Annotated in this window: 10 protein-coding genes; 9 read left to right on the top strand and 1 reads right to left on the bottom strand. The window is 71.5% G+C overall.

Annotated features, from left to right (window positions below):
• Positions 1-3 precede the first annotated feature (3 nt).
• From MA876_RS06550 to MA876_RS06510, 9 genes are all read left to right on the top strand, one after another.
• Positions 4-1,002 carry a LacI family DNA-binding transcriptional regulator gene (locus MA876_RS06550; protein ID WP_248147073.1) on the top strand — a complete coding sequence of 333 codons (999 nt, stop codon included), beginning with the start codon at positions 4-6 and terminating at the stop codon, positions 1,000-1,002.
• 69 nt (positions 1,003-1,071) lie between these two features.
• The gene (locus MA876_RS06545; RefSeq protein WP_248147071.1) at positions 1,072-2,409 is read left to right on the top strand and encodes a Gfo/Idh/MocA family protein; all 1,338 of its coding nucleotides are present in this window, start codon (positions 1,072-1,074) and stop codon (positions 2,407-2,409) included.
• Positions 2,406-3,329, top strand: a complete 924-nt coding sequence (locus MA876_RS06540; protein WP_248147070.1) for an NAD-dependent epimerase/dehydratase family protein — start codon at positions 2,406-2,408, stop codon at positions 3,327-3,329. The genes MA876_RS06545 and MA876_RS06540 overlap by 4 nt, the downstream gene beginning before the upstream one ends.
• The gene (locus tag MA876_RS06535; RefSeq protein ID WP_248147069.1) at positions 3,326-4,225 is read left to right on the top strand and encodes a 5-dehydro-4-deoxyglucarate dehydratase; all 900 of its coding nucleotides are present in this window, start codon (positions 3,326-3,328) and stop codon (positions 4,223-4,225) included. The genes MA876_RS06540 and MA876_RS06535 overlap by 4 nt, the downstream gene beginning before the upstream one ends.
• Positions 4,222-5,289, top strand: coding sequence for a mandelate racemase/muconate lactonizing enzyme family protein (locus MA876_RS06530; RefSeq protein ID WP_248147068.1), 1,068 nt, complete (start codon positions 4,222-4,224; stop codon positions 5,287-5,289). Before MA876_RS06535 ends, MA876_RS06530 begins: the two co-directional genes overlap by 4 nt.
• A gap of 1 nt (position 5,290) precedes the next feature.
• The gene (locus tag MA876_RS06525) at positions 5,291-6,733 is read left to right on the top strand and encodes an aldehyde dehydrogenase (NADP(+)) (protein ID WP_248147067.1); all 1,443 of its coding nucleotides are present in this window, start codon (positions 5,291-5,293) and stop codon (positions 6,731-6,733) included.
• 62 nt (positions 6,734-6,795) lie between these two features.
• On the top strand, positions 6,796-8,541 hold the full coding sequence (locus tag MA876_RS06520; RefSeq protein WP_248147066.1) for a glycoside hydrolase family 35 protein: 1,746 nt from the start codon (positions 6,796-6,798) through the stop codon (positions 8,539-8,541).
• A complete protein-coding gene (locus MA876_RS06515) occupies positions 8,541-9,518 on the top strand; it encodes a serine hydrolase domain-containing protein (protein ID WP_248147065.1) in 978 nt (325 codons plus the stop codon). The genes MA876_RS06520 and MA876_RS06515 overlap by 1 nt, the downstream gene beginning before the upstream one ends.
• A complete protein-coding gene (locus MA876_RS06510; protein ID WP_248147064.1) occupies positions 9,519-11,747 on the top strand; it encodes a beta-galactosidase in 2,229 nt (742 codons plus the stop codon). It abuts the gene before it with no gap.
• A gap of 70 nt (positions 11,748-11,817) precedes the next feature.
• Here MA876_RS06510 and MA876_RS06505 read toward each other — a convergent pair whose 3' ends face one another.
• Entirely contained in the window at positions 11,818-12,765 is a 948-nt protein-coding gene (locus MA876_RS06505; RefSeq protein WP_248147200.1) for a LacI family DNA-binding transcriptional regulator, read from the bottom strand.
• Positions 12,766-12,941: the final 176 nt, after the last annotated feature.

Below are 12,941 nucleotides of genomic sequence, written 5' to 3'. Positions count from 1 at the left end.
CGCATGTCCGAGGCACCGCGCAAGGCGACCATCACCGACGTCGCGCGGGCGGCGGGCGTCTCCCTCTCGACCGTGTCGCGCGTCATGAACGGCAATGCAACCGTCGACCCCGCGCTCGTCGAGCGAGTCCGCGCGACCGCCGCCGAGCTCGGCTACGCCGCGAATCCTCTGGCCCGAAGCCTCGTGCTCGGGCGCACGCAGACGATCGCGGTCGTCGTGCCCGACCTCGGAAACCCGACCTTCCAAGCGATCCTGCGCGGCATCAGCCACGCCGCCGCCGTCGACGGATACCACGTGCTGATCGCAGACTCCGGTGAGCGCGTCGAGGAGGAACGCGTCCTCGCCGAAGAGACGCGTCGACGCACGGACGGCGTCATCCTGGCGGCGCCCCGCATGGACGAGGCGCAGCTGGGCCCACTCCTCGAGACACTGGCACCGGTCGTGGTGGTGAACCGTGGACGACAGGATGCCGCGCCCGTCGTCGCCGCCGACTACCGCCACGCACTGCGCGAGCTCGCCGAGCATCTCCATGCACTCGGCCACCGGCGGATCGTGTTCCTCGCGGGCGTCGCCCGCAGCGCCTCGAACGCGGCGCGACTCGCCGCGCTCGAGGATGCGCGCGCGGCGCATGACGACCTCGAGATCATCGAGATCCCCGCGGGGGTCGACGTCGACAGCGGTGCAGAAGCTGCCGAGGCCGTGCTCGCGACCGGCGCGACGGGAGTGCTCGCCTTCAACGACCTCGTGGCGATGGGGCTGCTCACCGCGCTGACCGAGCGCGGCATCCGAGTCCCCGACGACATCTCGATCACCGGCTTCGACGACATCCCGTTCGCGCGTCACACGTCGCCGCCGCTCACGACCTCTGCCGTGCCCGCCGTCGAGGTCGGCGCCCAGGCGTGGCGCGCGCTGCACTCACTGCTGACCGGCGACGAGGCGACACCGTTCGCCTCTCTCGTGCCGCAGCTCGTGCTCCGCGCGAGCACTGCTCCCGCTCCCTGATCCGCGCTCGACGCGCCCACTCGGCGCCGTCTGTTACCCTGAGAAAACGTTTCCTGAGATTGGAAGATCATGACCCGCACCCGGTACGCCATCGTCGGAGCCGGCGGCCGTTCGCAGATGTACGTCGACGCGATCGCCGAGACGTACGCCGACCGAGCCGAACTCGTCGCCGTCGTCGAGCCCAACCCCGTGCGCGCGGCACTTGCGGTGACACGTGCCGTCGAGCGTGGCGCCGCGGCGCCGTCCACGTGGCATCCCGATCGTCTCGAGGACGTCATCCGCGACGAACGGATCGACCGCGTCGTCATCACCGCGCGCGACGACCAGCACGCGCCGCTCATCGTGCGGGCGCTGGATGCCGGGGCCGACGTCGTCGTCGAGAAGCCGCTCACGATCGACGCCGAGAGTGCCGCGGCGATCGAGGCGGCCGTCGAGCGCACCGGCCGCCAGGTCGTGCTGACGTTCAACTACCGCTACTCGCCGCGCAACAGCGCGCTGCGCCAGGTCATCCAGGACGGCCTCATCGGCGATGTCACCTCGATCGACTTCCAGTGGATGCTCGACACGAAGCACGGCGCCGACTACTTCCGCCGCTGGCACCGCGAGAAGCACAGCTCGGGCGGACTGCTCGTCCACAAGTCCAGCCACCACTTCGACCTCGTCAACTGGTGGATCCACTCCACGCCCCGCCGCGTCTATGCTTCCGGCGGCCTCCGCTTCTACGGCGCCGACAACGCCGCCGCCCGCGGTCTCGCTCCGCGCCACGATCGAGGCACGCACGACGGCGCGCACGACGGATTCGACCTCGATCTGCGCGATCACCCGCACCTCAAAGAGCTCTACCTCGACGCCGAGGGACACGACGGCTACCTGCGGGATCGCGACGTCTTCGGAGAAGGCATCACGATCGAAGACAACCTCGCGCTGGTCGTCGACTACGCGAACGGCGCGACTCTCAGCTACTCTCTCAACGCTCATGCGCCGTGGGAGGGCTACCGCGTCTCGGTCAACGGCACGAAGGGCCGCGTCGAGCTCGATGTCGTCGAACGCGGCGCCGTCGTCGAGGGCGAGGGACTGCATCCCGTCCTCGACCCGAGCGCGGTCGACGCCGGCTCCTCGGGATCGCTCCGTCCCGAGGGCGAGCGCCTTCTGCTGCAGCGCCACTGGGAGATGCCGATCGAGGTCGAGATCGTGGGCGGTGAGGGCGGTCACGGGGGCGGCGACGCGATCCTCCTCTCCGACGTCTTCGTCGGCCCGGGTGACGACCCGCTCGCGCGCCCGGCCGACTGGCGTGACGGTGTGCAGTCGATCGCCGTCGGCATCGCCGGCAACCGCTCACTCGCGACGGGGCTGCCCGTCGAGGTGGCCGATCTCGGCATCCCGCTCCTCGCGCAGCCGGTGCGATGAGCCGCATCGTCGTCACCGGTGGCGCGGGCAGGCTCGGCCGCAGCCTCGTCGCAGGCCTCGCCGCGCGCGGGCACGAGGTCGTCTCGTTCGATCGCCTGCCTTCGGAGGCGCCGGAACTCGTCGCGGTGGAGCAGGTCGCGATCGATCTGATGGATGCCGCCGCCACGGCATCCGCCCTCTCCGACGCCCGCGCGGACGCCGTCGTGCACCTGGCTGCGATCGCCGTGCCGTTCAGCGCACCGGAGGACGTCATCATGCGCACGAACACAGGACTCGCCGTCTCGGTCCTCGGCGGGGCGGTCACCGCGGGAATCCGCAAGGTGGTCGCGGCGTCGAGCCCCACGGTGCTCGGCTACGGCGCGCCCACGGGGTGGGTGCCCGACCGCTTTCCGCTCGACGAAGACACCCCGCCGCTGCCGTGGAACGCCTACGCCCTCTCGAAGCTGATCATCGAGCAGTCGCTGCGCATGCTGCAGCGTCAGACCGGCGACGACGTGCGCTTCGCGGCGTTCCGCCCCTGCTACGTCATCGCGCCCGAGGAGTGGGCGGGCGCCGTCACGCAGCAGGGCCACACCGTGCGAGACCGCCTCGACGACCCCGCCCTCTCCGCACCCGCGGTCTTCAACTACGTCGACGCGCGGGATGTCGCGGCGTTCACCGACACGCTGCTCGAGGCACTCCCCCACATCCCGAACGCCGAGACGTTCTTCGTCGCCGCCGACGACGCGCTCGCGCGCGAGCCCCTCGCCGATCTCGTGCCGCAGTTCTTCCCGGGCACCGACGAGGTGGCCGCCGCGCTCACCGGCACCACTTCGGCCTTCTCGAACGCGAAGGCGAAGCGGCTGCTCGGCTGGTCTCCCGCCCACCACTGGCGCGCCGAACTGGCCAGCGCCGATGACCGACAGGACGTCCCCGCATGAACTTCGACGGCATCCTCTTCTTTCCCGTCACGCCCTTCGACACGTCCGGCGCGATCGACCACGGACTCCTGGCCCACCACGTCGTGACCGGCGTCGACGCCGGCGCGGGCGGTGTCTTCCCGGCGTGCGGGACGGGCGAGTACCACGCACTCTCGGCGGGTGAGGCGGCGGCCGTCGTGCGTACGGCGGTCACAGCCGTCGACGGCCGTGTGCCGGTCGTCGCCGGATCGGGCGGCACGCTCGGACACTCGATCGAGGTCGCACGCGCGGCGTCCGACGCCGGCGCCGACGCCCTGCTCGTGCTGCCGCCGTACCTCGTCGGCGGGCCGCAGGCGGGGCTCGTGGCCTATGTCGAGGCGATCGCCGCGGCATCCGATCTTCCTGTCGTCATCTATCACCGCGGAACGGCGCAGTACTCGGTCGACTCGGTGCGCCGGCTCGCCGCCAATCCGAAGGTCGTGGGGTTCAAGGACGGCGTGGGCGACCTGGCGACCGCGCAGCTCGTCGTGCGCGCCGTCGCCGAGACCGGTCGGCGCGACTTCGCGTTCTTCAACGGCCTGCTCACCGCCGAGCTCACGCAGGCCGCCTACCGTGGCATCGGCATGCCGCTCTACTCTTCCGCCGCGTTCGCGATGGCGCCCGAGGTCGCGAACGCCTTCTACCGCGCGTACGTCGACGGCGATGAGGCGCGGCGGATCGCGCTGCTGGATGCCTTCTACACGCCGCTCGTCGCGCTGCGCGACGAGACGCCGGGGTTCGGGGTCTCGCTCATCAAGGCGGGCCTGCGACTCGGCGGACTGCCGTTCGGCGGCGTGCGTGCGCCGCTCGTCGACCCGACCCCCGACCAGGAGGCGCGCCTCGCCGAGATCCTCGCCGCCGGGCGAGCGCTGCTGTGACCACCATCTCGGCCTTCGACGCCCGGCCGCTGCGCGTGCCGCTCTCGCGTCCTTGGGCCGCCGATGTCACGTCGGTCGGCGTCATCGCGACGCACGTCGTGCGCTCGGACGGCGTCGAAGGCTGGGGCTTCTCGTGGACACCGCAGATCGGGGCATCCGCCGTCCATGCGCTGCTTGTCGACGACATCGCCCCCGTCGCCGTCGGAAGCGATGCCGACCCCGAGACGATCTGGGATGCGGTCTGGCGTCACCTGCATGAAGCGGGAGGCGGCGGGCTCACGACGATCGCCCTCGCGGGGCTCGACCTCGCGCTGTGGGACGCCGCGGCCCGTGCCGCGGGTGAGTCGGTGTCGTCGCTCCTCGGCCGTCGGCGGGACAGCGCCCGCGTGTACGGAAGCGGCGTGAACCTGCACTACACGCTCGACGAGCTGCTCGCCCAGGTGGGGCGCTGGATCGACGCGGGCCTGCCTGCCGTCAAGATCAAGGTCGGAAAGCCCGACCTCGCCGAGGACGTCGACCGCGTCGCCTCCGTGCGCGAGCTGCTCGGGCCCGACCTCGGCCTCATGATCGACGCCAACCAGCGGTGGGACCTCACCCGGGCGACGGCCGCGATCGAGGCGCTCGCGGGCTTCTCGCCCGCGTGGATCGAGGAGCCACTGCGCGCCGACGACCTCGCGGGCCACGCCGAACTCGCGCGCCGCATCGACGTGCCGATCGCGGTGGGCGAGAACCTCCATACCACCCACCGCTTCGGCGACTATCTTCGCGCGGGCGCCGCGCACATCGTGCAGCCCAACATCGTCCGCGTCGGCGGCATCACGCCGTTCCGGCGCATCGCGGCGCTCGCCTCCGAGCACGGCGCTGCGCTGCATCCGCACCTCCTTCCGGAGCTGTCCGGGCAGATCGCCCTGACGCTCGCGGGCGACCCGTGGGCGGAGGACGTGGAGGATGCCGGGTTCGGCGACCTCGGTGCGCTGCGCGACCCCAGCCCCGTCTCGATCTCGTCCGGGCGTCTCACCGAGACGGCCCATGAAGGACTCGGCCTGCGCTTCAGAGAGGCATGACATGAACACGACCCTGCAAGAGCTCGAGACGATCCTCGAGAAGACCGCGGCCGCCGCCCCGCTGTGGGCGCGGTCGAGCGCCGCGGAACGCGCGACGTGGCTGAACGCGGCCGCCGACGCCCTCGATGCCGCCGTCGACGAGCTCGTGCCGATCGCCGACCGCGAGACGCGCCTCGGCGAGACGCGCCTGCGCGGCGAAGTCGCGCGCACGTCGGGCCAGCTGCGCCTCTTCGCGAACGCCGTCGAAGAGGGCTCGTACCTCGAGCTCACGGTCGACGACGCGGATGCCTCGGCCACGCCGCCGCGCCCCGAGCTGCGGCGCCTGCTCGTGCCGGTCGGACCGGTCGCGGTCTTCTCGGCCTCGAACTTCCCCTTCGCGTTCTCGGTCGCCGGCGGCGACACCGCATCCGCGCTGGCCGCCGGTGCCCCCGTCGTCGTGAAGGCCCACTCGGGTCATCCCGAGCTCTCGCGCCGCACGGCAGAGGTCGTGTCGGCAGCGCTCGAAGTCGCCGGCGCCCCGGCCGGATCGCTCGCGCTGGTCGAGGGTCGCGAAGCGGGCAACGCGCTCGTGCAGCATCCGCTCATCCAAGCCGCGGGATTCACGGGATCGCTCTCGGGCGGCCGTGCGCTCTTCGATCTCGCGACGGCTCGCCCCGACCCCATCCCGTTCTACGGCGAGCTCGGCAGCGTGAACCCGGTCGTCGTCACTGCCGCCGCCGTCACGGCGCGCGGCGACGAGCTCGCGCAGGGACTGGCCGGTTCGTTCACGATGGGCGTCGGGCAGTTCTGCACGAAGCCCGGCGTCGTCTTCGTTCCCGCCGAGGCGGGGTTCGAAGCATCCGTCGCCGCCCTCGTGCCGGGCACGACCGGCGGAGCGCTCCTCACCGACCGCATCACCGCTGCGTTCCCCGAGGGGATCGCGCACCTCGAGGCCGACCCGTCGGTCGAGGTGATCGCGAACGGCACGGGCCCCGACGGCGGCGCCGCCCCGATCGTTCTCGCGACGGATGCCGTCTCCGTGGCCGCACGTCCCGAGGTGCTGCTCGAGGAGTGCTTCGGACCGGTGACGGTGCTCGTCCGGTATGCGTCCGAGGGGGAGTTGCACGCGGCGCTGCGCGCCGTGCCGGGAAGCCTCACCGCGACGCTTCATTCCGAATCGGGCGACGAGGTCGCCGAGACGCTCGCGCTGCTGCAGGCGCGCGCCGGTCGCGTGCTGTTCGCGGGCTGGCCGACCGGTGTCGCCGTGACGTGGTCGCAGCAGCACGGCGGACCCTGGCCTGCGACGACGTCGCTGCACACGTCCGTCGGTGCGACGGCGATCCGCCGCTTCCTGCGGCCCGTCGCTTACCAGTCCGCACCGCAGGAACTGCTTCCCGACGCGCTGCGTGACGACTCGCTCGCCCGGCTTCCGCACCGCCGCAACGGCGTGCTCGTCGTCCCGTGAGAAGGCTCGACCGGAAAACGCTTCCCCGATAAGCTGAGCCCACCCACGACCCGAGGACGACGATGACGACTCCCCCCTCCCGATTCGAGATCGGCGAACGCGACTTCCTCCTCGACGGGCAGCCGCACCGCATCATCTCGGGCGCGATGCACTACCCGCGCGTGCATCCGGACCAGTGGCGGGATCGCATCCGCACTGCGAAGCTGATGGGTCTCAACGCGATCGAGACCTACGTCATGTGGAACTTCCACGAGCCGGTGCGCGGGGAGTGGGATGCCTCGGGCCCCCGCGATCTCGGTCGGTTCCTGGATCTGATCGCCGAGGAGGGGCTGCACGCCATCGTGCGCCCTGGGCCCTACGTGTGCGCCGAGTGGCACAACGGCGGGCTTCCCACGTGGCTGACCGCCGACACTGACCTGCGCCTGCGCAGTTCGGATCCGCGCTATCTCGAGGCGGTGACGGGTTATCTCGAGCGAGTGAACGAGATCATCGTGCCGCGGCAGATCGACACCGGCGGTTCGGTCATCCTCGTGCAGATCGAGAACGAGTACGGCGCGTACGGCTCCGACAAGGCCTACCTCGCGGAGCTCATCCGCGTCACCCGAGAGGCGGGCATCACGGTGCCGCTCACGCAGGTCGATCAGCCGATTCCGCACATGCTCGAGGGCGGCGCGCACGAGGGGCTCCACAAGACGGGGTCGTTCGGCTCGCGGATCGGCGAGCGCCTCGCGGTGCTGCGGGAGCATCAGCCCACCGGGCCGCTCATGTGCATGGAGTTCTGGTGCGGCTGGTTCGACCACTGGGGCGAGAAGCATCACACGACGAACTTCGCCGACAGTGCCCGCGACCTCGACGAGCTGCTGTCCGCCGGGGCATCCGTCAACATCTACATGATCCACGGTGGAACGAACTTCGCCCTCACCGCCGGAGCGAACGACTCCGGCCGCTACCTGCCCATGGTGACGTCGTACGACTACGACTCCCCGATCAGCGAGTCGGGTGATGTCACCGAGAAGTTCCGCGCCTTCCGGGACGTCATCGCGAAGCACGCCCCGGTGCCCGCCGGCGAGCTTCCCGCTCCGGTGGACGCCCCGGTCTTCGAGGTCGCACTCGAACCGGTCGGCGATCCGCTCACGGGAGTCGACCTCGGCGAGTTCGCCGCGCCGCCCACGATGGACGAACTCGGCCCGGGCGTCGCCCTCGTCTCGTACGAGACATCCCTCGGCACCTCCCGCTCGACCACGCTCGCGGCCGAGGTCCGCGACTACGCCTGGCTCAGCGTCGACGACCGGCCCGCCGGCATCCTGCAGCGCACCATCGGCGACCTGGCGACGCCGATCCCCGCAGGTGACACGCTCCGCCTGCTCGTCGAAGAGACCGGCCGCGTGAACTACGACACGAAGATCGGCGAACCCAAGGGCCTCATCGGCGCTCCGCTCGTCGACGGCGAAGCGTTGCCCGGGCCGTGGCGCGTGCGGACAATCGACGTGCCCGGGCTGTACGACGTGGTGATGGATGCTGCGCCCGCCCCGCACGTCGCCGGTCCCGCGGGACTGCGCGGGTGCTTCACCCTCGATGGCCCGGCCGACCTGTTCCTCGACACCCGCGGGTGGGGCAAGGGCTACGCGTGGATCAACGGATTCTTCCTCGGCCGATACTGGCGCCGGGGCCCGCAGCGCACGCTCTTCGTCCCCGGCCCCGCGACCCGCGCTGGCGAGAACACGATCGCGATCGTCGAACTCGAGGCGATCACCCAATCCTCCGCGCGCCTCCTCGCGCGGCCCGATCTCGGACACGAGGTGGAATGATGACCGACCGCTTCTCGCACGCCTTCGACTGGGCGCGCCGCATCGTCGCGGACGGGGATCTCCCGACTGCTGTGCTGGGCATCGCGACAGCGGACGGCGTCGTCGCACTCGATGCGTTCGGCGCGACCGACGGCCGCGTGGCGAAGATCGACGATCACTTCCGGCTCTTCTCGGTGACCAAGCCGCTCACCGGTCTCACCGCCGCGCGGGCGATCGAGCGCGGTCTGCTGAACCCCGAGACCCCCTTGTCGGCGGCGCTGCCCGGCTTCGGCGCGGACCGCGACGACACCGTCAGACTGTGGCATCTCGCGAGTCACACGTCGGGCATCGCCGAGCCTGCGCTCGACAGCGCGACGCCGCAGCGCGATGACCTGCTCGCCGCGGGGCGGGACTTCCGTGCGGGCACGATGTCGCGCTACTCGACCCTCGCGTTCGAGGGCATGGCGGCTCTCACCGCCCACGCGACAGGGCGCTATTGGGCCGACGACATCGCGGAGTGGGCCGCGGCGCTCGGCGCCGACGGACTCACACTCGACGAGGCATCCGATCCGCACGTCGTCGTCGGCGCCGCCGACGCAGGACTCGACATCGACCGCTTCGTCGCACTCCGCAGCCCGGGCGCCGGACTCATCGGCCGCGCGGGCGATCTGCTCGCGATCGGCGCGGCGCTTCTGCGCGACGCGGGCGAGATCGTGCAGCCCGCGACGCACGCGATGATGCTCCGACCATTGACGGGCGACATACCGCGCCTCGAGCCATACCCCGCCGAGCGCGGTCAGGACTGGGGCTTCACCTGGAACCTGCGCACGCGCGCGCCGGGCCTCATCGACCGAGACACGTACGGCCACGGCGGCTGGTCCGGCGCGCAGTTCGCGATCCACCCGTCAGCCGGTCTCGCGTACATCCTGCTGACGAACCTCGCCACGCCCGACGTCGACACCGACCTGCTCGACAACGCCGTCGTCGCGGGGCTGTAGATGGACGTCACGATCACACCGAGAGCGTGGGATGCCGCGCCCGCCTTCGCACCGATGCCCGCGCCGCACGAGTCGGCTCGTGACCTCGTGGTCACCGACCGCGCGATCCTGCGAGGCGGCGTGCCGTGGATTCCGATCTCGGGCGAACTGCACTACAGCCGCATCCCCCGGGCGCGCTGGGGCGAGCGCGCGAGACAGCTCCGCGCCGGCGGCATCACGGTCGCGTCTACCTACGTGTTCTGGCTGCACCACGTGCCGCTCCGCGGCGAGCCGCGATTCGACGGAGCACTCGATGTCGGGGCGTTCGTCGACGAATGCGCGGGGGCCGGACTCGATGTCGCGCTCCGCATCGGGCCGTGGGCGCACGGCGAAGCGCGCAACGGTGGCTTTCCCGACTGGGTGCAGCAGGCGACGGTCGCACATCGCACCGACGACCCCGCGTATCTCGCGCTCGTCGCCGAGTGGTTCGGCCAGCTCGCCGAAGCTCTCGACGGGCGCGCACGACCCGGCGGGCCGATCATCGCCATCCAGCTCGAGAACGAGCTCTACGACCGTCCCGAACATCTCGTGACACTCAAGCGGCTCGCCAGCGAGGCCGGGATCGCCGCGCCCCTGTGGACAGCGACCGCATGGGGCGGGGCGCAGCTTCCCGATGGCGAGGTCTTCCCGCTCTACGGTGGGTACGGCGACGGCTTCTGGACCGAGCCCGAAGCCCCGTGGGACGACACCTTCCGTCAGCACTACTTCTTCAGCCACGTGTGGGACGACCCCGGGGTGGGCGCCGACGTGCGTGCGACGCAGGGGTTCGGCGAGACGACGATGGATGCCTCGCCCTCCGCCTTCCCGCCTGCGACCTGCGAGCTCGCGGGCGGGATGGCGACGGCCTATCACCGACGCCCCTGGCCGGTCGGCGCGGATGTCGCCGCCGTCGCTCACACGAAGATCGGCAACGGCTCGATGTGGCAGGGCTACTACATGTACGCGGGTGGGACGAATCCCGGCTCCGGACTCGAGGAGTCGCACGCGACGGGCTACCCGAACGACATGACGCGACTGTCCTACGACTTCCATGCTCCGATCGGACAGGCGGGCGATCTGAGAGAGAGCGCGGCTGTGCTCCGAGGGCAGCACGCCTTCCTCGACGCCTTCGGCGCGCCACTGGCCGATTTGCCGTCCGCCCTTCCCGACGTGCTCCCGCATAGCGTGCACGACAGCGAGACGCTGCGGTGGGCCGTGCGGTCGGATGGAGCATCCGGCTTCGTCTTCGTCAACACGCACCAGCCGCACGAGCCGCTCGGGCGATCGGCACCGACGCGGGTCCGGATCGGCTCCGATCTCGTGTTCCCCGACCGACCGGTCGACGTCCCGTCCGGGACGCTCGCGCGGTGGCCCTTCGGACTTCGCGTGGGCGAGTCCGCCGTGCGATGGGCGACGGCATCCGCCCTCACCCTTCTCCCGGGCCCGACCCTCGTCCTCGTCGCGGACGACGGCATCCCGGTCGAGCTCGCGATCGGCGAAGATCCTGCGCGGATCGTCGAGCCGGGTGCCATCGACGACGTGCCCGTGCTCGTGCTCGCCTCGACCGACGCGCGGCGCATCTGGGTGCGCCCCGGCGCGGAACGCACCCTGTACCGCACCGACGCCCAACTCATGTGGGACGATGCCGACCTTTTCGTGCGGTCGGACGACGATGAACCCCTGGTCGAGCGCTACGACCCCACGACCCGCTCGTGGATGACGCTGCGGGCGGCACCGCGGGGCGTGCCCGCCCTGCGCGCGGACGTCGCGGTCACGGCGCTCACGCCCGCACAGGACCCGCCCGTGGACTACGGCTTCGCCGGGCAACGGCACTCGGCTCCGTCGCCCGAAGCGTTCGACCGGCATGCGGCGGTCTTCGGGCTCGAACTTCCCCGGTGGGCGAGCGACCCCCGACACGACGCCGTGCTCGAGATCGACTGGGCGGGCGACGTCGGCGAACTGCGACTGGCCGGCGCGACGGTCGATGACCGCTTCTGGGACGGTTCGGTGTGGACCGCGAGCATCCTCGACCTCTGCCTGCACGCCGGCGAGCTGACGCTGCACCTCCTCCCCCTCGCCGCAGGCTCGACCATCTGGGTGCCCGAGTCCGCCGCTGCGCGGCGCGTGGCATCCGTCGACGCGCTCCTCGCACTCGACGCCGTGCGCGTCGTGTCGCGCGGACCCTGGCGGGCGATCACCGAATCAACCTGATCTTCACAAGAGCACTCGCTGCTCCCGCGCGGAACGCGTCGAATCGTGAAGATCGTGTTGATTCGCGGTGTCAGGGCGCGCTCTCGCGCACGATGAGGCGCGTCGGCACGATCTCGGCGACGGGCGCTGCGCCGCCGATCGACCCGACGAGGGCGGTCACCGCCCGCTCCCCCAGCGCGTCGAAGTCCTGACGGACGGTCGTGAGCGGCGGCCGGAAGTCCGCCGCGTCGGCGACGTCGTCGAAGCCCACGACCGCGACATCGTCGGGGATGCGCCTGCCCGTGTCGGCGAGCGCGCGCATGGCTCCGAGGGCCATCTGATCGTTGGCGCAGAAGACAGCGGTGACGTCGGCGGGCAGGGCGAGTCCGGCCGAGTGTCCGGATGCCGCGGTCCAGTCGCCGCGGATCGGGTCGGGCGTCGCGCGGCCCGCGAGTGCCGCGCGCCAGCCGCGCTCCCGCGCCGCCGCCGCGAAGGAGTCTTCGGGTCCCGCGATGTGCCACACCATCTGATGGCCGGCCGCGAGAAGATGCCGCGTCGCCGCGAAGGCGCCGCCCTCGTGATCGGATCCGACGACGCCGAAGCGGTCATCGGCGGACGAGTCGACCACGACGAGGCGCAGTCCCGCAGGGGCCGCGGCGTCCCGAGCGATCGCCGTCGCCTCGTTGAGGACGATCGCGCCGTCGACGCCCTGCTCGCGCAGTCGCTCGAACGCGTCGGCGACCGAACCCGGACCGGTCGCGGTGACCACGGTGAGCGCGTAGCCACGCGCCGCCGCCGCGTCGGCGACGGCCTGCAGCATCCGGAAGTTGCCGACCGTCGCGAGCGTCGACACGACCAGCCCGATCGTCTGACTGCGGCCCGTCCTCAGGGCGCGAGCGGCGCGGTGCGGGCGGTAGCCGAGGTCGAGCATCGCAGCTTCGACGCGTGCGCGCGTCGCCGGATCGACGCGCGGGCTGTCGTTGACGACCCGCGAGACGGTCTGGCCCGACACGCCGGCTCGCGCCGCGACATCCGCCATCGACACCCGCCGCGAAGAATCGGCTGCGCGCCGACCGCGTGGGGCGCCGCTCCGCTTCCGCTCCTCTTCGGCTTCGAGCCGCAGCAGCGCCGCGATGTCGTCGTCCACCCGCACCTCCCGTGCACAACTCAGGCATGTTGACGTTACCACGGCTCGATTGCTACCGTGTTGACGTG

This window comes from Microbacterium aoyamense (assembly GCF_023155855.1).
GTDB classification, from domain to species: domain Bacteria; phylum Actinomycetota; class Actinomycetes; order Actinomycetales; family Microbacteriaceae; genus Microbacterium; species Microbacterium aoyamense.
The sequence above is the reverse complement of the archived record's forward strand: the minus strand, read 5'-3'. Positions and strand labels throughout refer to the sequence as shown.